Source organism: Winogradskyella poriferorum, from assembly GCF_050618035.1.
GTDB lineage: Bacteria > Bacteroidota > Bacteroidia > Flavobacteriales > Flavobacteriaceae > Winogradskyella > Winogradskyella poriferorum_A.
This window is the reverse complement of sequence record NZ_JBODPY010000001.1, coordinates 464,055-485,766: the sequence shown is the minus strand read 5'-3', so window position 1 is coordinate 485,766 and position 21,712 is coordinate 464,055. Positions and strand designations below refer to the sequence as shown.

Sequence of the window (21,712 nt, the reverse complement as noted above, 5' to 3'; positions counted from 1 at the left end):
GTAATTGGAGTTCATCAAATTTATGCTATTCATAAACTTTAAGTACTTATAACACGTTACTTTTTATACCTTTGAATCAATGTCCGAAACAGCGCTAGATATACAAATAAAGACCCTGCCGCATCAACCTGGGGTATACCAATATTTTGATAAGGAAGAACGACTTATTTACGTGGGAAAAGCCAAGGATATCAAAAAAAGGGTGAGTAGTTATTTTACTAAGAATCACGAATATGGAAAAACTAGAGTTTTAGTAAAGAATATAGTGTCTATTAAGCACATTGTAGTAGAGACCGAAAATGATGCCCTTTTATTAGAGAATAACCTCATAAAAAAATATCAACCGAAGTATAATGTTATGCTTAAGGATGATAAGTCTTATCCTTGGATCTGTGTTAAGAATGAGAGATACCCGCGCATATTCCCAACAAGACGTGTTTTTAAGGATGGCTCCGAATATTTTGGACCCTATACAAGTATGAAAACCGTGAAAACCTTGTTAGGCTTAATTAAGGGGTTATATCAATTACGTACTTGTAATTATGACCTGTCAGAAGCAAAGATTGAAGCTGGCAAGTACAAGGTGTGTTTAGAATTTCATTTGGGAAATTGTAAAGGTGCTTGTGAAGGAAGAGAAACGGAAGAAGAGTACCACGCTAATATAAAGGCGATAAGGGAAATACTTAAAGGTAATTTTAAAGACTCATTACAACAGTTTAGAAAGCAGATGAAATTGTATGCCCAAAACATGCAATTTGAAGACGCACAGAAAATCAAAGAGAAGCTAGAAATTCTTGAAAATTACCAGTCAAAATCAACAGTTGTAAATCCTAAGATTAGTAATGTTGATGTATTCTCAATCGTTAGCGATGAGACTTATGCTTATGTTAATTTTCTGCAATTGAGTTATGGGTCTATTATAAGATCACATACCTTAGAAATGAAGAAGAAACTAGAGGAGTCTGATAAGGATTTGTTAGAACTTGCCATTACTGAGATTCGTCAAAGATTCAATTCAAATTCAAAAGAAATATATGTGCCCTTTCAAGTTGATTTGGGTGAAGCTATAAAAGTGACTGTTCCAAAATTGGGTGATAAGAAAAGTATTGTAGATCTCTCCAAGAGAAATGCAATGTACTATCGCATGGATAAATTGAAGCAGATTAAAATTGTTGATCCAGATAGGCATGCAAATCGAATCATGGCGCAAATGAAAGCCGATTTAAGATTGTCTGTAGAGCCAAGGCATATAGAATGTTTTGACAACTCTAATATTCAAGGAACAAACCCAGTTGCAGCTTGTGTTGTCTTTAAAAACGGTAAGCCAAGTAAAAAGGATTATAGACATTTTAATATTAAAACAGTTGAAGGTCCAGATGATTTTGCTTCAATGGAAGAAGTGGTACATAGGCGTTACAAACGACTATTAGAAGAAGATGAACCGTTGCCACAACTGATTATAATTGATGGTGGTAAAGGTCAATTATCATCTGCTCTAAAGAGTTTAGATCTCTTAGGGTTACGAGGTAAAATTGCGATTATTGGCATTGCGAAACGATTAGAGGAATTGTTTTATCCGGATGATCCAATTCCGTTATATTTAGACAAAAAAAGTGAAACGCTCAAAATTATTCAACAATTACGTAATGAAGCCCACCGTTTCGGTATAGAGCATCACAGGAATAGAAGAAGTAAAAACGCACTTACTACAGAGCTTGAAAATATTTCTGGTGTAGGTGAGCAGACAATAATTGAGCTTATGAAGCATTTTAAAACGGTAAAGCGAATTGCCAATGCTAAACTCGATGAATTGGAAGAAGTTGTTGGAGTGTCAAGAGCGAATAAAATATATAACTATTACCACAAGGATTAAAACTTGATAACAAACACAAAATATAATAATAGAATTAGAAAAAGAATCATCATAATTGTTTTGATGTTAGGTGTTGTATGCGGTCAAAATTTAACAGCTCAAGAGGAAGATGAACCAAAGGTAGGTCTTGTTTTAAGTGGTGGTGGTGCAAAAGGGTTTGCGCATATTGGTGTTTTAAAAGTGATCGATAGTTTGGGTCTAAAGGTAGACTATGTCGCAGGCACGAGCATGGGTGCAATTATAGGCTCGCTATATGCCACTGGGTATTCGGGTAAGCAATTAGAAGCTTTTTTTAATAGTCAAGATTTTAATGTTCTCATTAATGATGAGTTCGAACGCTCTTCTAAGACCTTCTATGAAAGGGAAAATGCGGAAAAGTATGCTGTAAGTTTACCATTTGATAAATTTAGTATCAGCTTACCTTCAGGCCTTTCACGAGGGCAAAATGTTTATAATCTTTTATATCAATTAATGCTTCCTGTTAATGAGGTTAGGGATTTTAAGGAATTACCTATTCCATTTTTTTGTATTGCAACTGATATAGAAACAGGAGAATCACTGGTAATGGACAAGGGCAATTTAGCTGAAGTGGTTACAGCGAGTGGCGCATTACCATCTTTATTTCAACCTGTAGTTATTGATGATCGCATATTAATTGATGGTGGCGTAACAAACAACTTCCCGGTTGAAGAACTTCGAGCTAGAGGTATGGATGTTATAATTGGTGTTGATGTTCAAGATGCGCTAAAGGACAGAGAATCTTTAAAATCAGCTCCAGAAATATTAATTCAGATTAATAATTTCCGCACTATCAATGCCATGAAGGATAAAGCGCCTTTAACAGACATTTACATAAAACCAGATATTACCAATTTTTCGGTTATTTCATTTGATGAGGGGCGCGATATCATAGAAAATGGTGAGATTGCCGCTACAAATAAGCTTTCTGAACTTGTAGAAGTTAAACAGAAAAAGAAAACATCGATATCTCGACCATCAATAAGTCCTTTGGACAGTTTAAGAATATCTAATGTAAGCATTGATGGGAAAAAGAGATTTACTAGATCCTACATGTTAGGAAAATTGAGATTAAAGGATTATGAAAAAATAAGCTACGATAAGTTTAAAAAAGGGATAAACAATTTAATAGCAACAAATAACTTTGATACATTTCGATATCGTCTAGAAGCCACAGAACAAGACTCAACCTTTCAACTAAAAGGAGAGATAAAAGAATCTGAAATCACAACATTTTTAAAACTTGGTGTTCATTATGACGGTCTTTATAAAAGTGCCGCTTTGGCCAATATCACAAAACAGCAATTGTTGTTTAAAAACGATTTGGCATCCTTAGATTTTATCTTAGGAGATAATTCTAGATATAATTTTGATTATTTTATAGATAAAGGTTTTTATATCAGTATAGGAGTAAAATCTAGGTTTAATCATTTTAGTAAAGGTGTCAACCCAGCCTTAGCCTTAGATGAAGATTCACCGTTATTAAATTCGCTTAACAAAATTGATGTAGACCTCAATGATTTTACAAACCAGATTTATTTACAAACAATATTTAGAAAAGACTTTGCTTTACGGCTAGGAGGAGAGTACAAACGTTTAAAAATTACATCCGAAACACTTTTAGAGGAGAATCAAGAAGATGAAATTACCTTTGAGAACACCGATTACTATAGTGTTTATGGTAATTTGGTATTTGATGATTATGACAATCCTTATTACCCTAAAAGTGGTTTTTACTTTAATGGAGATTTCCATTGGTACCTTGGAGCATCAGATTTTAATTCTGATTTTGCACCCTTTTCGATTGCTAAAGCAGATATTGGTTATGCTTTTAGTTTTACTGACAAGGCTGCCATGAAAATAGAAACACACGGAGGATTTAAAATTGGTGATGAAAGCACAAATTCATTGAACTTTGCCTTAGGTGGCTACGGAAGAAATTTTATCAATAATTTCTTTTCGTTTTACGGTTATGACTATTTGGACATTACAGGTGATAGCTTTGTTAAAGCTTGTTTTACATTCGATTATGAGCTTTTCAATAACCACCATTTATTATTAGCTGCCAATTATGCTAATGTAGAGAATGGCCTTTTTGAATCTGGTAACTGGCTTTCTGCTCCAGATTTTACTGGATATGCTCTAGGTTATTCCTTAGAAACCTTTTTAGGGCCGTTAGAAGGTAAATTCACCTATTCACCAGAAACAGGGAATTCGTATTGGTTTTTTAATCTAGGATTTTGGTTTTAGTTTAAAAATTCTCAACTTTGAATTAATTATGAGACCATTCTGGGCAGATATTAAACTTCACTTACACTTTCTAATTAAGAGAAATCCAGAATAGCTACGCATTTTTTGTACCTTTAAAACAGTTTAGTATTACTCAATTTCTGGGTATTATTTATTCAATATTTAAATTAAAAAGAAATGCCTTTTTATCATAAACTCGGTGAAATTCCACCTAAACGACATACACAATTCAAAAAACCAAACGGAGACTTTTATTACGAACAATTGTTTGGAACAATTGGATTCGATGGCATGTCAACTAATAGTTACCATGAACAACGTCCTACACAAGTTAAAGAAATAAGAGCGCAGTATAGTGTAGCACCAAAGATTGCAAAGAACAACAACATACAATCTTATCGTTTACATGGCTTTAAAGTAGAGCAAGAGAATGATTTTTTAGACAGTCGTAAAGTGGTTTTAACAAACTCCGATTGTAATATCATTTTGGCAGCTCCTAGACAATCAACAAAAGATTATTTCTATAAAAACACTGATGCCGATGAATTGATCTTTGTGCATCGAGGAACAGGTAAATTAAGAACCCATCTCGGCAATTTAGATTTTAAATATGGTGATTATCTATTAGTTCCTCGAGGGATTATTTACAAGATTGATTTTGATACTGAGGATAACAGATTATTTATCGTTGAATCTTACAGGCCTATATATACTCCAAAGCGCTATCGTAATTGGTTTGGGCAATTGTTAGAACATTCACCATTTTGTGAACGTGATATAAGACAGCCAAATGAGTTGGAGACCTATAACGAATCTGGAGATTTTTTAATAAAGATTAAAAAACAAGATGAGATTATAGAAATGGTCTACGCTTCACATCCGTTTGACGTTATTGGTTACGACGGTTATAATTATCCATATGCATTTTCAATTCACGATTTTGAACCAATTACCGGGAGAGTGCATCAACCACCACCAGTACATCAGACTTTTGAAACAGATGCATTTGTGGTCTGTAGTTTTGTCCCTCGATTGTATGATTATCATCCACTTGCTGTACCAGCACCATACAACCATAGTAATATAGATAGTGATGAGGTGTTGTATTATGTAGATGGCGATTTTATGAGCAGAAATGACATAGAAGCCGGTCATATATCCCTTCATCCTGCAGGTATTCCTCATGGGCCACATCCAGGAGCAATGGAGCGGAGTATTGGTAAGGTAAAAACAGACGAGCTTGCAGTAATGGTCGATACCTTTAAGCCTTTAAAGGTCACCGAAGAAGCCCTTAAAATTGCTGATGGTGATTACTACAAGTCTTGGTTAGAATAAATTAAAAATTAATAGATGAACAATAATAAATTAGCTGCGGATCCACTGGCTTTAATACTTGGAATTTTGTCTTTAGTTTTAGGTATTGCAGGCTGTTGTTGTTATGGTCTAACAGCCATTATTCCATTGATATTAGCAATAATAGGACTGATATCTGCAAATAAAAGTTTGAAAGAATATCGTCTGCATCCAGAAGTGTTTTCTACGCAATCTGCTAATAATGTCAATTCAGCTAAAATCATAAATATCATTGGCATTGTTATCAACGGTTTTGTATTCTTAATTTCATTAGTAGTAATTGTTTTTTATGGTACAATGCTATCTTCTAACATTTTTGATGAAATAAGATATGAACACAATACCACAGATGAGTATTATGATTACGAAATGGAGTCTGAAACCTTTGATGATTTTGAAGAAGACAAAAATTTCGAAGAAGAAAAAGACTCAGTAAACATTGATGCTTTACTAGAGGAAGAATTAGAAAATTAAACTAAGAAATCAATTAATATTATGGCAAAAGAAGTTAAAAGTGTTGATTACGGTCTAGAGAAGATATTTGATGAGGCCCAAGATTTTTTACCACTTCTAGGGACCGATTATGTAGAGTTCTACGTTGGTAATGCGAAACAATCGGCTCATTTTTATAAAACAGCATTCGGTTTTCAGTCGTATGCATATAAAGGATTAGAAACGGGATCTACAGATTCGGTTAGTTATGTTTTAAAGCAAGACAAAATTAGACTAGTCCTAACCACACCCTTAAACAGTAAGTCTCCAATAAATAATCATATTGTAAAGCATGGTGATGGAGTAAAAGTGGTTGCGCTTTGGGTAGATGATGCAAGAAAGTCTTATGAGGAGACTACTAAGCGTGGCGCAAAATCTTATATGGAACCAGTTGTAGAGAAGGATGAGTTTGGTGAGGTGGTGCGCTCAGGTATCTATACCTATGGTGAAACCGTTCATATGTTTGTAGAGCGTAAAAATTACAACGGTGTATTTATGCCTGGTTTTGTTGAATGGAAGAGTGATTACAATCCAGAACCTGTTGGATTAAAGTATATAGATCATATGGTTGGCAATGTAGGTTGGGGACAAATGAATACTTGGGTAAAATGGTATGAAGATGTAATGGGATTTGTTAATTTCCTTTCGTTTGATGATAAGCAAATTCATACTGAATATTCGGCATTAATGAGTAAGGTAATGAGTAATGGAAATGGTCGAATAAAGTTTCCTATTAACGAACCAGCAAAAGCAGCCAAAAAATCGCAGATAGAAGAATATTTAGACTTTTATGAAGGTTCCGGAGTTCAGCATATTGCGGTAGCTACAGATGATATTGTAAAAACAGTTGCTCAACTTAAGGCTCGAGGAGTGGAGTTTTTACCACCACCTCCACAATCTTACTACGATATGATTCCAGAACGTTTAGGTGCGCACATGGAAATGATGAAAGAGGATATCCAAGAGTTACAGAAGCTTTCTATACTCGTTGATGCCGATGAAGAAGGTTATTTGCTTCAAATATTCACCAAACCGGTAGAAGATAGACCGACACTATTTTTTGAGATTATACAACGAATGGGTGCCAAAGGATTTGGAGCAGGAAATTTTAAAGCATTGTTTGAGTCAATAGAACGAGAGCAAGCAAAAAGAGGAACACTCTAGAGTGTTTTTGTTTTTCTAGGTTAATTCAGTCTGATTGATTTTTATACTTTTGGAATGGTAATTGTAAATATGCTAAGTGTAAGCATTATTAAGACAATTGTAACATTTATGTAACGTTACATTATTTACATTTACAATAAAAGAGTTATGAAATATATTTTTGTAATAGTATTATTTTTTGCGGGACTCGGTTTTTCTGGTGTCCAAAAGGATACTGCTTTTCAAAAAGGAGAGTGGTTTAAGTTTAGAATGAGCTACAGCGGATGGTTAAAAGCTGGGGAAGCCACCCTTAAAATAGACGAGAAACAATTAAAGGGGAAACCAGTTTTTCATGTTGTTGGCAAAGGTAAAACCACTGGACTGATTAATGCCTTTTTTAAGGTAAGAGATAGATACGAAAGCTATTTTGACAGGGCTACAGGAGCACCATATAAGTTCATTAGAAAAATAGATGAAGGTGGACATACCAAGGATATTGAAATTGAGTTTGATCATGAGGCGCATAAAGCCACAGTAAACAACAAAAAACGTAAAAAGATAAGTACGCATACTACCGAAAGCGATGTTCAGGATATGGTGTCTATGTATTACTATCTACGTAATAACATTGATATTGAAGACTTAAAGATTGGTGATGAGATTAGAACAAACATGTTTTTTGATGAAGAAAACTATGGGTTTAAATTAAAATACTTAGGTAGAGAAACTATTAAAGTAGATGTAAACGGCTCTAAGGTTAAAGTAAAAACCTTAAAATTTAGACCTTATGTAATGGCAGGTCGTGTTTTTAAAGAGGAAGAAAGTTTAACCCTTTGGGTTAGTGCAGATAAAAATAGAATTCCACTAAGAATAAAAGCAGATTTAGCTGTTGGCTCTTTAAGAGCAGATTTAGAAGCATTTAGAGGATTAAAATATTCTTTTGAAGTTGAATTTGAAGATTAACAAATGAGTGACCAACCAAATTACGATGATATTTTAAAACAACTTCAGGAGAAGTATACAGAAATAGACCAAGATACAGATGATCATTTATACGGCTTGCTATACAGCAAGCCGATTACATATTGGGACTATATTCAAACAGATGCTTTATTAAATCTTCAAATTCAAAGAACTACGCTTCCAGATGAGATGGTTTTCATAGCCTATCATCAAATTAATGAGCTCATTTTCAAAATGATTTTATGGGAGATTTCTCAAGTAGCAGAGAAAAAAGATCTAGATGTCACTTTTTTTGAAAGCAAAATCATGAGAGTAAGTCGTTATTTCGATATGTTAACCACCTCCTTTAATATTATGAGAGAAGGAATGGAAGTCGAACAGTATATGAAATTTAGATATACCTTAACTCCAGCAAGTGGTTTTCAGAGTGCACAGTACCGATTTATAGAATTTGCATCAACCGAATTAATTAATCTCATTGACTATAGATTTAGATCTACCATTAATAGAGAAACCCCTTATACACACGCTTTTGAGCATTTGTATTGGCAGGCTGCAGGAAAAGATCACAAAATAGGAAAAAAATCCACACTTTTAATTAATTTTGAAAACCGTTATAAGAATGAGTTTTTAAGGTTTATGGAAAATTACAATACCAAAAACCTTTGGACTCGATTTAAGGAATTGCCAAAGCAAGATCAAAAGGACGAAAGTTTGATTAAGGCAATGAGACATTATGATTATACGGTGAATGTAACTTGGGTAATGGCGCACTATAATGCTGCAGTGCATTATATTGAAAGTGGAATAGGAGATGGAGAAGCTACCGGAGGGAGTGATTGGAAAAAATATATGCACCCAAAATACCAAAGACGCATTTTCTTTCCAGACTTATGGTCTGAAAAAGAGTTAGAAAACTGGGGAAACAACTTATAATAAATGCATTAATGCAGTTAAAACGATTAGTAGCACTAGCGGGATTTTTACTACTTTTTTTGACATGTAAAAACGAAGTTCCTGTAGAGGAATATAAAAATGACTTAGCCAGCGTTGTTGAGGAAGAAGAGCAAATAGAGTTTGGGTTTAATCTCAACGACTATGTTGTAAAACGCGATACCATTCGAAAGGGCGATAGTTTTGGTGAAATAATGGAACGCAATCAAATTGGCTATCCAAAAATCTTCCAGATTGCAGAAAAAGCCAAAGATACCTTTGATATAGCTAGACGTTTAATCCCAGGACGACCTTATACATTACTTTGCTCAAAAGACAGTCTAGAGATTCCAACAACCTTCATTTATCAACCAAGCATCGAAGATTACGTTGTCATAAACTTCAAGGATTCCATTGAAGCTTACACAAGTAAAAGACCTATTACTTATGTTGAGAAGACGGCTACTGGAATTATTAGAAATAATATTTCAGAAACTCTAGACGAAAAAGGAATAAGCCAAGTTCTTGCTCATAAGATGGCAGATGATATTTATGCATGGACTATCGATTTCAGGAGGCTTTATCCAGGAGATCGCTTTAAGGTAATTTACACAGATAAGTACATATCAGATTCAATTTACGCTGGTGTGCATGAAGTAAAAGCGGCCTATTTTGAGCATAATGGAGATTCGCTTTACGCCTTCGAATTTATGACAGATTCAATAAAAGGGATTAAAGATTATTTTAATGAGAAGGCAAAGAATTTAAGGCGTGCATTCTTAAAAATGCCTGTAAAATTTGGGCGGTTGTCGTCGCGTTATAATCTTAAACGTCGTATTGCTTTATATGGTTATAAAGTAAGACCTCATAAAGGAACCGATTTTGCTGCTCCTGTAGGCACACCAATTATGGCCACAGCAAATGGAACGGTGATTGAATCAACAAGGCGAGGTGGAAATGGAAAGTATGTTAAGATTAGACATAATGATACTTATACCACACAGTATTTACATATGAGCCGACAAGCCGTTAAAAAAGGTGAATTTGTAAAACAAGGAGACATCATTGGATATGTTGGAATGACTGGTAATACAGGAGGTCCGCATGTCTGTTATCGTTTTTGGAAAAATGGTAAGCAGGTAGATCCGTTTAAACAAAAATTACCTGAAGCGAAGCCAATCTCAGATTCCTTAAAACTTAGGTTTTTAGAGCATATCGAGCCTATTAAAAAACAACTAGATAATATTTATTTCCTTGATGCGGAGCTAAATTCGGAAGAAACTACCATTACAGAGGACCCAATTTTATAAAAATGGCATTAAAAGCAATTAATCCAACCACAACAGAAGCTTGGAGCAAATTACAATCTCACTTTAACAATATAAAAAACAGTCATCTCAAATCATTATTTGCCAATCAACCTAGTAGGGCAAAAGATTTGACTATAGAATGGGAAGATTTTTTGGTTGATTATTCAAAGAATAGAATCACTAATAAAACCCTAAATGAACTTATAAGTCTTGCCCAAGAAGTTGAGTTGGGTGATGCTATAGATAAATACTTTCAGGGAGATATTATTAATGTTACAGAAGGTAGGGCTGTATTGCATACTGCTCTGAGAACAAATAGTGAAAATGAGGTTACTGTAAATGGAGAAAATGTTGTTCCTGGTGTATTTGAGGTAAAGTCAAAAATTAAAGATTTTACAAATAGAATAGTTTCAGGTGCACACAAGGGTCATACAGGTAAGGCAATTACCGATATTGTGAATATTGGAATTGGAGGATCTGATTTGGGACCAGCAATGGTAGTGGATTCATTACAGTTTTATAAAAATCATCTGAGCACCCATTTTGTGAGTAATGTAGATGGTGATCATTACAAGGAAGTGATTAAGAATTTAAATCCAGAAACCACTTTATTTGTCGTTGTATCTAAAACCTTTACTACTCAAGAAACGCTTTCAAATGCAAATTCAATAAGAGCTTGGTTTTTAGAATCACTTCCAGAGGAAGCCGTTTCAAAACATTTTGTTGCCGTTTCTACCAATATTGAGAGTGTAAAAGCTTTTGGTATTGATGAGGAAAATATTTTTCCTATGAAAGACTGGGTTGGTGGTCGTTTTTCTTTATGGAGTGCCGTTGGACTATCAATAAGTCTAGCCTTAGGGTATGAAAATTATGATGCTTTACTCGAGGGTGCTCGTAAAATGGATGAGCATTTTAGAACAGCAGATTTTAACCAAAATATTCCTGTAATTTCTGGTTTATTAACGGTTTGGTATAACAACTTTTTTAAGGCTGAGAGTGAAGCTATAATCCCTTACACACAATATTTAAATCAATTTGCCACATACCTACAACAAGGTATTATGGAGAGTAATGGTAAAAGCGTGGATCGTGAAGGTAAGAAAATTGGTTACCAAACAGGTACTATAATTTGGGGAGAGCCAGGTACCAATTCTCAGCACGCCTTCTTTCAGCTTATCCACCAAGGAACAAAATTAATTCCATCAGATTTTATAGGTTTCGTGAAGTCTTTACATAACAATAGTGATCACCACGATAAGTTAATGTCTAACTACTTAGCTCAAACAGAGGCATTAATGAATGGTAAAACTGAAGAAGAAGTAGTTGTAGAATTAAAGGGTCAGGGCTTAAATGATGACGAGATCAATAAATTATTGCCATTTAAGGTTTTTGATGGAAACAAACCAACCACGTCAATTCTCATTAATAAACTTACTCCCGAAAGCTTAGGAAAACTTATAGCGATGTACGAACATAAAATATTTGTACAAGGCGTTATATGGAACATCTACAGTTATGATCAGTTTGGGGTGGAGCTTGGAAAACAACTTGCCAAAACGATTTTAAATGAGCTTAATGACACTAGCGCTAGTGTAGCTCATGATGCTTCTACGCAACAATTATTAGACTACTACAGAAGAAATCGCTAAAAACTGTTAAAAAGTTTAGTATAATAATATTTTGAGGCTAGTTAATTTATCAATTGTATAATTAACTTGCTTTAACAGAAATTCTTAACGTTTAGTTAATGTATTAATTAGACTTATATGTAATTTTGCAGCACTAATAGAAACCAATTAACTTAAATTTTATATGAAAAAATTTAACTCTTTTTTATTTGTTACAGTATTGACTATGTTGACTACTGTAGCTTTTGCTCAAAGTACTCTTACCGGTAAGGTAATTGACGGTGAGATGAATGCACCCCTTCCTGGAGCAAACGTAATTGTTAAGGGAACTTCTAATGGTGCAACTACAGATTTTGATGGTAATTTTACAATTACAGCAGCATCAGATTCTGGTGAGATTGTAATTTCTTACGTTGGGTTTGAAACTAAGGTTGTAGCATTTAATGGTGATACAGATTTCGGATCTATTGTATTAAATTTAGACAATACCTTAGATGAGGTAGTTGTAGTAGGTTCAGGAATTATCGATTTAGCTGAAGATAGAAAAACTCCTGTTGCGGTATCTACGATTAAAGGAAAAGATATTGTTCTTAAAGCAACTGGTAACGTAGAATTTGGTGAAGCTATGAAGAATACACCATCTATCTATGTATCAAACCAAGCTGGTGGTTTTGGAGATAGTCAGATTTTCCTTAGAGGTTTTAACGATACTAATACTGCTTACTTATTAAATGGTCAGCCAATTAACGGTATGGAAGACGGTAGAATGTACTGGTCTAACTGGTCTGGTATGTCTGACGTTGCAAATGCAGTTCAGGTACAGAGAGGTTTAGGTTCTTCTAAATTAGCTATTTCTTCTGTAGGTGGTACAGTAAACATTGTATCTAAAACTACAGAGAAAAGAGAAGGCGGATTTGTTCGTTTCTTAACAGGTAACGATAGCTACATGAAAGGAACATTCAACTATAACACTGGTGTTAATGATAAAGGTTGGGCTTTTTCTGTATTAATTGATCACTGGCAAGCACACAGAAAGTATTCAATTGGTACAGCTGGACAAGGACAAAACTATATGATCTCTGTTGGTTATAAACCAAATGAGCGTAACACTTTTAATTTCTTAATTACAGGTGCACCACAGTGGCACGACCAAAACTTCTCTGAAGATTTAGAATTTTACGAAGCTTATGGTGAAAAAGCGAACGACAACTCTGGTTTTTACCGTGGAGAGCGTTTTACTGAAAGACGTAACTTTTACCACAAACCAGTTGCCAACTTAAACTGGGACTGGAATATTAAAGATGGATTAGATCTTTCTACTGTATTATATGCGTCTTGGGGACGTGGTGGAGGAACAGGTAACCTTGGCCGTGGTCGTATAAGAAATCAAGATGTTGGTATCTTCGGATTAAACGAAAGAGAAATCAATTTTGATGCAATTGAGGAAAATAATATCGCTACTGCAGATGCAAATGGTAATGGTAATTTCGGTGATTCTTACTTAAGAAGAGCTTCTATGAACAACCATAACTGGTATGGATTATTATCTAACTTAAACATTGCAACTAGTGAAAACTGGACATTCAATGTAGGTTTCGATGGAAGAACATATAATGGTATTCACTTTAGACAATTAGTAGACACATTTGGTCTTAATGGTTATGTAGATAACTTTAGAATTCCAGAGCGTCCAGACGATTACGTAATTTCTGAAACTTTTGAAGCAAATCCTTGGACTACTTTATTTGATTTTGCTGATGATGATCAGAGATACGACAGAAACTACGAAGAGGTTATCAATTATATTGGTACTTTCGGACAAGCAGAATATTCTACAGATAATTTCTCAGTTTTCGTACAAGGTGCAATTTCTACGCAGTCTTACCAAAGAGAAGGATTCTTCGGTGGTGTAGGCGATGGTTTAGGAAAGTCTGAAAAATTAAACAAAACAGGTTACCAAGTAAAAGGTGGTGCGTCTTATCAAATCAATGAAGAGCACTCTATTTTTGCTAATGCTGGTACTTTCTCTCGTCAACCATTCTTAGATAATGTATTTGCTAACATTAGATACTCTAACGCTTTAGTTGAGCCAGAGGTTGAAAATGAAGAGATTGTTGGTTTAGAAGGTGGTTACCGTTTCCAAAACCAAACTTTAAGAGTTAACCTTGATGTATACAGAACAGAATGGGGTAATAGATTTGTTAGCGTTGGCACAAACCTTCCTTTAGATGAGTTTGGTATCTACAGATTTACAGATGTAACTCAAATTCACCAAGGTTTAGAATTTGATTTTGAATATAGACCACTTGCAGCAGGATGGAGTTTAAGAGGTTATGGATCATTAGGTAACTGGAAGTATGAAGGTGATACACCATATACTTTGCAAAATGATGATACAGGTGATTTCTTAGTAACTGATGGAACTCTTGAATTAACTGATGTAAAAATTGGTAACGCTCCTCAAACTTCTTTTGGTATCGGATTCAGAGCAGATATTTGCGAAGGTCTTTCTATCGATGCAGATTATAACATCTACACTGATTTATATGAGTTTATCGATGTAGAAGATGTTGTACAAGCAGCTTTAGATGGTGATAAGTATGAGGCAGTAAGATTACCTGCTTATACTTTAGCTGATGCTGGTTTAACCTACAGATTTACATTAGGTGATAACCCAATGGTATTTAGAGCTAACGTATACAACTTATTTAACGAGGCTTATATTAACCAAAGAAATGCTTTCGGTTACTATTTAGGTATCGGAAGAACATTTAACGCAAGTATTCGTTATAACTTCTAATCATAGAATTATAAATAATAAAAAAAGCAACCTTAAAAGGTTGCTTTTTTTATGTAATACATTGACGTTTTTACTGTTTCCATTCTAACGATTCCATCAAGCGTTTAATATCTTTTTTAAGATACTCTGAGGCTGGATAGATGGAATCATAGTTAGGCTTAGTATAAAAATATAATGAGCCACTTAAAAAATGATTTAAACTATCAGTAAGATAAAATTGAGATTGTGATGCTGCATCACCACCAATTTCATATAACATACCATAAGTCTTTGCTTCTTCGTTTTCAAAAAGATTACTAGCAATTTCATCAGCCTTAATAGTATGTGATTGGGTTAAATTTTGTGCATCGCGCAAAAGACTATCTAAGTTAGACCCATTGATATTTTGATAGCTGAGGTAAATAGTGGCTTTCATGCTTGGATATTTTATGTCAATACCCTTAACCTTACCTGCCGTTTTTACCGATTTAATTTGTGCTGAAATCTTATTTTTATCAAAACTAAATGGCAAAGGAATATTAGCCTTTTTATAGGTAGCTATTGGATAATCTAACCTTAACATTCCACTTGGTTTTGGTAGTGGATCTTCTCCACAACCTAACATAAAGAGACTAATAATTGGTACTAAAATTCGTTTCAATTGATTGGGTCTAATAAGGTTAATTTAATCTGTTTTATTCGTTTGCGCTCCAAAGCTTCTATTGTAAAAACGTAATTTTTAAAATTTATTTTACTTCCTATTCGAGGAAATCCTCCAGAAATCTCTAGAACAAAACCAGCAAGCGTTTCTGCTTCACCTTTTCTGGCTTCAAAGTCTTCAATATCATCTTCTATTTCTAATATTTTAAAGACATCCTTTAAGGGTGTTTTACCTTCAAAACTATAGTTGTTATCGTCAAGCTTAGTATAAATAAGATCTTCATCATCATATTCGTCGCTAATATCTCCAACTATTTCTTCAATAATATCTTCTAGAGATACCAGTCCTGAAGTGCCTCCATATTCATCAACAACAACAGCTAAATGAACCTTTTTGGTTTGAAATTCTACCATGAGGTCATCTAGTTTTTTATTCTCTGGAACAAAAAATGGGTCTCTCAACAGTTTCGTCCATTTAAAATCTTCTTTATTTAAATGTGGTAATAAATCTTTAACATACAGAACACCGATTATGGTATCTATACTTTCTTTATAGATTGGAATCCTAGAATATCCATTCTCAATAATTTCTGAAATAATGGTACTAAAGGGAGTGCTTACATCGAGGGCAAAAAGATCCATTCGAGGGCGCATCACTTGTTTTGTGTCTGTATTACCAAAGGAAACAATTCCCTGAAGCAATTTTTGTTCCTCTTGTGTTGTGTCATCATCATTGGTGAGTTCTAAAGCTTGTGATAGTTGGTCCACACTTAAATTAGATTTTTGCTTCCCAAATGTGTTTTGAATTTTCATGGTAACATATCTCATCGGTAAGCTTATAGGTGAAAAAATCACATCGAGTACCTTAAGAGGTCTAGCCATAAAAGAAGAGAACTGAACACTGTTTCTGCTCGCATAGATTTTTGGAATAATCTCTCCAAAAAGTATAATTAGAAAAGTAGCACTTACTACTTCTAATAAGAATCTTGCCAAGGTATTACTGATATTATCAAATAGTGTTTCTCCTATGTAGGCAAACAGTAGGACAATAGCGATATTAATAAAGTTATTAGCCACTAAAATAGTCGCTAATAGTTTCTTTGGACGATCGAGTAGATCAGAAATAATCTGCATTTGCGATGATTTGTTCTCAATACCTTCATTGATGTTAGATTTTGTCAATGAAAAAATTGCAACTTCAGCACCAGAAATTAATGCAGAACAGATTAATAAAACGATAAGCAGAATAACACTAGTAACGAACGAAGTATTCGAAATAAGGAAAATAGTATTAAGAATCGAGGGCTCAGGGTCCAAATTAAAAAGGTTTAAATGATAGGCTAGAATGGTAAATCATCATTCTCATCTTCAACTATACTTTTTGGCTCAGATGATGCTTGGTTTTGAGTATTAGTATTAGATACAGATGGCGCACCTTGTTGTTCATTCTTATTGGTAAGAAAAGTAAAGTCTGTACACTGAATTTCTGTAGAATACCGTTCCATGCCTTTATCGTCTGTCCATTTTCTTGTTTTGATACGTCCTTCGATATAAACCTTGTCACCTTTGGTTAGATATTTTTCACAAATCTCTGCTGCCTTATTTCTCACAACGATATTATGCCATTCGGTATTAGAAATACGCTCATTGGTGGTTTTGTTGGTGTAAGTTTCATTTGTTGCCAAAGGAAAGCGACCCACACAATTCTTATCATCGAAATAATGCATTTTTACTTCATCACCCAAATGCCCTATTAGCATTACTTTATTCAATGTTCCAGACATAGTCTATATTTTTTAGCAAAATTAGTTATATACAGTGAATTAAAGGTAATAAAAAAATGTCATTTTTAATCAGTCGCAAAATTGAATTCCTCTACGAAATTACTTATCAAAACTGGCATTGGGAATGTATCCAATTTTTCAATTTTAATAGCCGTATTAGGTAAGCTGTCAACTTCTAAGATCCAGAATTTTGTATAGAGGTGCTGATGTGATAGTTTGTGTATTTTGTCTTCTGTATTATAGAGGCTATAATCCAATACCTTAAAACTTAAACTGTCGAGTTCTTGTTTTAAAAGCTCAAATTCTGTGTGATCTAGACTTTTATCGGTTTCTATTAATGGGAACTGGTAAAGATTTTGCCAAATACCTTTCGCTGTTCGTTTATCAAGAACCGTTTTTCCAGAATTATCCAGGAATACCAAAAAGTTGAAATACTTTTTTGTGATCTTGGTTTTCTTCAGTTTAACAGGAAGCTGATCAATACGATATTTTTTTTTGGCCATACAGCTGTTCTTCAGTGGGCATATTGCACAATTTGGACTTTTAGGTTTGCACTGTCTCGCTCCAAATTCCATTAGGGCCTGATTGTAGTTTCCAGGATTGTCGTGAGGAATTAAAGTTGAAGCGAGTTCTTTAAACTGTTTAATTCCTTTAGATGTATTAATTGGTGTGTCAATCCCAAAATATCTAGACAGTACTCGGTAGACATTGCCATCTACCACAGCTGTTGCTTCATTAAAAACTATAGAAGCAATGGCGCTCGCAGTATAATCGCCCACACCCTTTAGCTTTACTATTTCTGAATAGGTGCTGGGAAATTGACCATTAAGTTCGTTAGCAATAAACTTTGCACTTGTATGAAGATTGCGAGCTCTTGAGTAGTAGCCTAATCCTTGCCAAAGTTTCAAGACCTCCTCTTCGGAGGCTTCTGCAAGTTTAAAAACCGTAGGAAAGGTATGGGTAAAAGCTTCGTAATATGGTAAGCCTTGATTGACTTGTGTTTGCTGTAGAATTATTTCTGAAAGCCAAATGAAATAAGGGTTTTTTGTGGAGCGCCATGGTAATTCTCTCTTATTAATTGAATACCAGCTAATTAATTCTTTTTGAAAATTCATTTGACAAATTTCAGGTTTTGCAAAATTAAATCTTTATCACGTTAAATTTTAATTAATTACGCTTGAAATATTGAATTTAAATTACATATATTTGCATCCCTTAGAATTTATAGTAACCCTAAAACTAATAACAATGACAAAAGCCGATTTAGTCGCCAAGATCTCTGATAAACTAGGTATGGAAAAAGGAGATGTTCAGGCTACAGTAGAAACCTTCATGGATGAAGTAAAATCATCATTAGAAAGTGGAGATAATGTTTATTTAAGAGGTTTCGGAAGTTTTATTATCAAAACAAGAGCTGAGAAAACTGGTCGTAACATTTCAAAAAATACGACTATTAAAATTCCAGCACACAACATACCTGCTTTTAAGCCAGCTAAAGTATTTTTAGAGGGTGTTAAATCTAATGTTGAAGTTAACTAAAAGTAGGAAAGTAAAATATTAACTTAAAGCATTAACAACTATGCCAAGTGGTAAAAAAAGAAAAAGACACAAGGTAGCAACGCACAAGCGTAAAAAGCGTAGACGCGCTAATCGTCACAAAAAGAAATAAATTGCAAAAAAGTAGTTTTAGAACTACTTTTTTTCAGTTTTAAAGAATCGTTCTTTGATATAGAATTTATGTAAGCATCAATTTATGCCCATAGATTTGTTGGATATTACATCCTGTGTCAAAAATTTAGTAAAATCCATCTATCTCAATTTTGAGTTAGATATAAATTAACATTATGAACAAGGAATTAATCGTAAGATCGAGTTCTGATATTGTTGATTTTGCCTTATTAAAAGATGGAAAACTTATTGAATTACATAAAGACGAAGAAGATAATAATTTTGCAGTTGGTGATATTTTTATTGCTAAAATTCGCAAGGTTATACCTGGACTAAATGCCGCATTTGTAAATGTTGGTTATGAAAAAGATGGTTTTTTACACTATCATGATTTAGGTCCAAAACTCCCTTCTCTTTTAAAATTCATTAAACGTGTAAGCACAGGGAAATTAAGAGATTACAGGCTCAAAGACTTTCCATTAGAAAAGGATTTAGATAAGCATGGTAAAATTTCAGACGCCATTAAGTCTAATCAATCCATTTTAGTACAAGTAGTAAAAGAACCAATTTCTACTAAAGGACCTCGCATTAGTTCAGAATTGTCTATTGCAGGGAGATACATTGTATTAGTTCCATTTTCTAACCGTATTTCAATTTCTCAAAAGATTGAATCACAAGAAGAAAAAGACCGACTAAAAAGACTTGTAAAGAGTATCACTCCTAAAGGTTTTGGTGTTATTATTCGTACTGTAGCCGAAGGCAAAAAAGTTGCCGAGCTAGATAATGATTTACAAAATTTGCTGGGTAGATGGACAGCAATGTGTAAAAAACTGTACAAAGCACATCATCCTACAAAAGTGCTAGGTGAAATGAATAAAGCATCCTCAATTTTGAGGGATATTTTTAATGATTCATTCTCAGGTATTATTGTAGATGACGAAGAATTGTACATTCAAGTAAAAGATTACGTGCAACAAATTGCACCGAAAAAAGAGTCCATTGTAAAGTATTACAAAAATGGAGTGCCAATTTTTGAAAAATACGGAATAGAACGCCAAATAAAGACATCATTTGGTCGTACCGTATCCATGGCAAAAGGCGCTTACTTGGTTATTGAACATACCGAAGCTATGCATGTGATAGATGTAAATAGTGGTAACCGTTCTAATAAAGAAAAAAACCAAGAAGATACTGCTCTAGAAGTTAATTTAATCTCTGCTTCAGAAATTGCCCGCCAGTTACGACTACGTGATATGGGTGGCATTATTGTTATCGATTTTATCGATATGGGTAAAGCAGAGAATAGAAAAAAGCTTTACAATCATCTTAGAGATGAGATGAAGGACGACAAAGCAAAACATAAAATATTACCGCCGAGTAAGTTTGGTTTAGTGCAAATAACCAGACAACGCGTTAGGCCAGAACGTAATATTAAAACTAAAGAAGAAAATCCTAACCTAGTAGGAGGAGACGAAATTGAAGCACCGATTAAAGTGGTGTCTAGAATAAGTCAAGACCTAGAAAGAATTTTCAAAAGAGACTATAAAAAGGTAACCTTAAATGCACATCCTTTTATAGCAGCCTTTTTAACCAAAGGGTTTCCATCAGTGCGTTCAAAATGGTTTTTTGAACATAAAAAATGGGTAAAAGTCTTACCTAGAGATGCTTACACTTATCTTGAATATCATTTTTTTGATAAAAATGGTAACAAAATCAAATAATATCTATTAAAAAAGCCCTTCCAATTTGGAAGGGCTTTTTTTATTTAGTTATGCTATTAAGGTGCTGGATTCGGTATTTCTGAATGCACCTTATTTATTTCATTCAGTACTTCTTTAGATAAAGAAATATTAATACTATCAATATTTTCTTCAAGTTGTTCCAAGTTGGTAGCGCCAATAATATTACTGGTTAAGAATGGTCTCCCATTCACAAAAGCCAATGACATTTGCGCTAAGGTCATACCATTGTCTTCCGCTATTTTTAAATAACGTTTTGTTGCTTCAGTAGCTTGCTTGCCACTGTATCTTGCAAATCTTGGGAATAGTTTTAATCTCGCATTATCTGCCGCAGTTCCTTTTATGTACTTACCTGATAAGACACCAAAAGCCATTGGCGAATAGGCTAACAATCCAATATTCTCACGATGTGCCACCTCAGCAAGATCACCTTCAAAAGGTCTGCATAATAGAGAATATGCATTTTGAATGGTAATCATTCTTGGTAAATTATGGTGTTTAGATTCCTCTAAGTATCGCATGGTTCCCCAAGCCTTTTCATTAGACAAACCAACTTGTCTTATTTTGCCAGATTTAATTATTTCATCTAGATTATGAAGAATTTCATTGAAATTATCTTCCCAACCGTCATTAGGATTATGTGTATAATCTCTAACTCCAAAAGTATTTGTTTGACGCTCTGGCCAGTGCAACTGATAAAGATCTATATAATCGGTTTGTAAACGTTTTAAACTGTTGTCAACGGCCTCATGTAAGGACGCTTTACTAAAGCCAGTAGTTCTAATGTGTGCTGTATAGTCTCCAGGTCCTGCAATTTTTGTAGCAAGTATAACCTTGTCTCTATTGCCGGTTTTTGTAAACCAATTACCAATGATGCGCTCTGTTTCGGCATAGGTCTCTGCCGTCGCTGGTACAGGATATAATTCGGCAACATCAAAAAAGTTCACACCTTTATCTATAGCTAAATCCATTTGAGCAAACCCTTCTTCTTGGGTGTTCTGGTTACCCCATGTCATTGTACCAAGACATATTTTACTAACTTTTATGTCTGTATTGGGTAGTGTTGTGTATTTCATCTTGCTTTTTTCAATGGTTTCTTGCAAAAATAAGAAGACCTTT

The 21,712-nt window shown here is 34.1% G+C and carries 17 protein-coding genes; 12 read left to right on the top strand and 5 right to left on the bottom strand.

Annotated elements, in window-relative coordinates; translation table 11 throughout:
* Positions 1–79: 79 nt before the first annotated feature.
* From uvrC to ACRHOC_RS02065, 10 genes are all read left to right on the top strand, one after another.
* Entirely contained in the window at positions 80–1,873 is a 1,794-nt protein-coding gene (uvrC, locus tag ACRHOC_RS02110) for an excinuclease ABC subunit UvrC (RefSeq protein WP_431156854.1), read from the top strand.
* Between the two features lie 63 nt (positions 1,874–1,936).
* The gene (locus ACRHOC_RS02105; protein ID WP_431157440.1) at positions 1,937–4,141 is read left to right on the top strand and encodes a patatin-like phospholipase family protein; all 2,205 of its coding nucleotides are present in this window, start codon (positions 1,937–1,939) and stop codon (positions 4,139–4,141) included.
* Positions 4,142–4,318: 177 nt separating this feature from the next.
* The gene (locus ACRHOC_RS02100) at positions 4,319–5,476 is read left to right on the top strand and encodes a homogentisate 1,2-dioxygenase (RefSeq protein WP_431156853.1); all 1,158 of its coding nucleotides are present in this window, start codon (positions 4,319–4,321) and stop codon (positions 5,474–5,476) included.
* A 15-nt stretch (positions 5,477–5,491) separates the two neighbouring features.
* A complete protein-coding gene (locus ACRHOC_RS02095; protein WP_431156852.1) occupies positions 5,492–5,968 on the top strand; it encodes a CCC motif membrane protein in 477 nt (158 codons plus the stop codon).
* Positions 5,969–5,989: 21 nt separating this feature from the next.
* Entirely contained in the window at positions 5,990–7,150 is a 1,161-nt protein-coding gene (gene hppD, locus ACRHOC_RS02090) for a 4-hydroxyphenylpyruvate dioxygenase (RefSeq protein WP_431156851.1), read from the top strand.
* 147 nt (positions 7,151–7,297) lie between these two features.
* Positions 7,298–8,092 (top strand): DUF3108 domain-containing protein, encoded by a 795-nt coding sequence (locus ACRHOC_RS02085; RefSeq protein ID WP_431156850.1) that lies wholly within the window; start codon positions 7,298–7,300, stop codon positions 8,090–8,092.
* 3 nt (positions 8,093–8,095) lie between these two features.
* The gene (locus ACRHOC_RS02080; protein ID WP_431156849.1) at positions 8,096–9,028 is read left to right on the top strand and encodes a tryptophan 2,3-dioxygenase family protein; all 933 of its coding nucleotides are present in this window, start codon (positions 8,096–8,098) and stop codon (positions 9,026–9,028) included.
* An 11-nt stretch (positions 9,029–9,039) separates the two neighbouring features.
* On the top strand, positions 9,040–10,335 hold the full coding sequence (locus ACRHOC_RS02075) for a peptidoglycan DD-metalloendopeptidase family protein (protein WP_431156848.1): 1,296 nt from the start codon (positions 9,040–9,042) through the stop codon (positions 10,333–10,335).
* A gap of 2 nt (positions 10,336–10,337) precedes the next feature.
* The gene (gene pgi, locus ACRHOC_RS02070) at positions 10,338–11,984 is read left to right on the top strand and encodes a glucose-6-phosphate isomerase (protein WP_431156847.1); all 1,647 of its coding nucleotides are present in this window, start codon (positions 10,338–10,340) and stop codon (positions 11,982–11,984) included.
* A 163-nt stretch (positions 11,985–12,147) separates the two neighbouring features.
* Positions 12,148–14,763, top strand: a complete 2,616-nt coding sequence (locus ACRHOC_RS02065; protein ID WP_431156846.1) for a TonB-dependent receptor — start codon at positions 12,148–12,150, stop codon at positions 14,761–14,763.
* 70 nt (positions 14,764–14,833) lie between these two features.
* Here ACRHOC_RS02065 and gldD read toward each other — a convergent pair whose 3' ends face one another.
* The 4 genes from gldD to mutY form a co-directional block, all read right to left on the bottom strand.
* Positions 14,834–15,403, bottom strand: coding sequence for a gliding motility lipoprotein GldD (gene gldD, locus ACRHOC_RS02060; RefSeq protein ID WP_431156845.1), 570 nt, complete (start codon positions 15,401–15,403; stop codon positions 14,834–14,836).
* Positions 15,400–16,719, bottom strand: a complete 1,320-nt coding sequence (locus ACRHOC_RS02055) for a gliding motility-associated protein GldE (RefSeq protein WP_431156844.1) — start codon at positions 16,717–16,719, stop codon at positions 15,400–15,402. Before ACRHOC_RS02055 ends, gldD begins: the two co-directional genes overlap by 4 nt.
* A gap of 23 nt (positions 16,720–16,742) precedes the next feature.
* Positions 16,743–17,186: a single-stranded DNA-binding protein gene (locus ACRHOC_RS02050; RefSeq protein ID WP_431156843.1), complete on the bottom strand. Its 444-nt coding sequence runs from the start codon at positions 17,184–17,186 to the stop codon at positions 16,743–16,745.
* A gap of 65 nt (positions 17,187–17,251) precedes the next feature.
* Complete coding sequence (gene mutY / locus ACRHOC_RS02045; RefSeq protein ID WP_431156842.1) at positions 17,252–18,301, bottom strand: A/G-specific adenine glycosylase; 1,050 nt, start codon at positions 18,299–18,301, stop codon at positions 17,252–17,254.
* A 133-nt stretch (positions 18,302–18,434) separates the two neighbouring features.
* On the opposite strand from mutY, the gene ACRHOC_RS02040 reads away from it, so the two are divergent.
* Both ACRHOC_RS02040 and ACRHOC_RS02035 read left to right on the top strand, forming a co-directional pair.
* Positions 18,435–18,725 carry an HU family DNA-binding protein gene (locus ACRHOC_RS02040; RefSeq protein ID WP_431156841.1) on the top strand — a complete coding sequence of 97 codons (291 nt, stop codon included), beginning with the start codon at positions 18,435–18,437 and terminating at the stop codon, positions 18,723–18,725.
* 305 nt (positions 18,726–19,030) lie between these two features.
* On the top strand, positions 19,031–20,575 hold the full coding sequence (locus ACRHOC_RS02035) for an Rne/Rng family ribonuclease (RefSeq protein ID WP_431156840.1): 1,545 nt from the start codon (positions 19,031–19,033) through the stop codon (positions 20,573–20,575).
* 56 nt (positions 20,576–20,631) lie between these two features.
* Here the strand turns inward: ACRHOC_RS02035 and ACRHOC_RS02030 are convergent, their stop codons facing one another.
* The gene (locus ACRHOC_RS02030) at positions 20,632–21,669 is read right to left on the bottom strand and encodes an aldo/keto reductase (RefSeq protein WP_431156839.1); all 1,038 of its coding nucleotides are present in this window, start codon (positions 21,667–21,669) and stop codon (positions 20,632–20,634) included.
* Positions 21,670–21,712 lie beyond the last annotated feature (43 nt).

Coding starts and splice junctions, on each gene's coding strand:
- ACRHOC_RS02095 (WP_431156852.1), top strand. CDS start 5,492: ATGAACAATAATAAATTAGCTGCGGATCCACTGGCTTTAATACTTGGA.
- hppD (WP_431156851.1), top strand. CDS start 5,990: ATGGCAAAAGAAGTTAAAAGTGTTGATTACGGTCTAGAGAAGATATTT.
- ACRHOC_RS02040 (WP_431156841.1), top strand. CDS start 18,435: ATGACAAAAGCCGATTTAGTCGCCAAGATCTCTGATAAACTAGGTATG.
- ACRHOC_RS02050 (WP_431156843.1), bottom strand. CDS start 17,186: ATGTCTGGAACATTGAATAAAGTAATGCTAATAGGGCATTTGGGTGAT.
- ACRHOC_RS02030 (WP_431156839.1), bottom strand. CDS start 21,669: ATGAAATACACAACACTACCCAATACAGACATAAAAGTTAGTAAAATA.
- mutY (WP_431156842.1), bottom strand. CDS start 18,301: ATGAATTTTCAAAAAGAATTAATTAGCTGGTATTCAATTAATAAGAGA.
- ACRHOC_RS02085 (WP_431156850.1), top strand. CDS start 7,298: ATGAAATATATTTTTGTAATAGTATTATTTTTTGCGGGACTCGGTTTT.
- ACRHOC_RS02080 (WP_431156849.1), top strand. CDS start 8,096: ATGAGTGACCAACCAAATTACGATGATATTTTAAAACAACTTCAGGAG.
- ACRHOC_RS02075 (WP_431156848.1), top strand. CDS start 9,040: ATGCAGTTAAAACGATTAGTAGCACTAGCGGGATTTTTACTACTTTTT.
- ACRHOC_RS02065 (WP_431156846.1), top strand. CDS start 12,148: ATGAAAAAATTTAACTCTTTTTTATTTGTTACAGTATTGACTATGTTG.
- ACRHOC_RS02100 (WP_431156853.1), top strand. CDS start 4,319: ATGCCTTTTTATCATAAACTCGGTGAAATTCCACCTAAACGACATACA.
- uvrC (WP_431156854.1), top strand. CDS start 80: ATGTCCGAAACAGCGCTAGATATACAAATAAAGACCCTGCCGCATCAA.
- pgi (WP_431156847.1), top strand. CDS start 10,338: ATGGCATTAAAAGCAATTAATCCAACCACAACAGAAGCTTGGAGCAAA.
- ACRHOC_RS02035 (WP_431156840.1), top strand. CDS start 19,031: ATGAACAAGGAATTAATCGTAAGATCGAGTTCTGATATTGTTGATTTT.
- ACRHOC_RS02105 (WP_431157440.1), top strand. CDS start 1,937: ATGTTAGGTGTTGTATGCGGTCAAAATTTAACAGCTCAAGAGGAAGAT.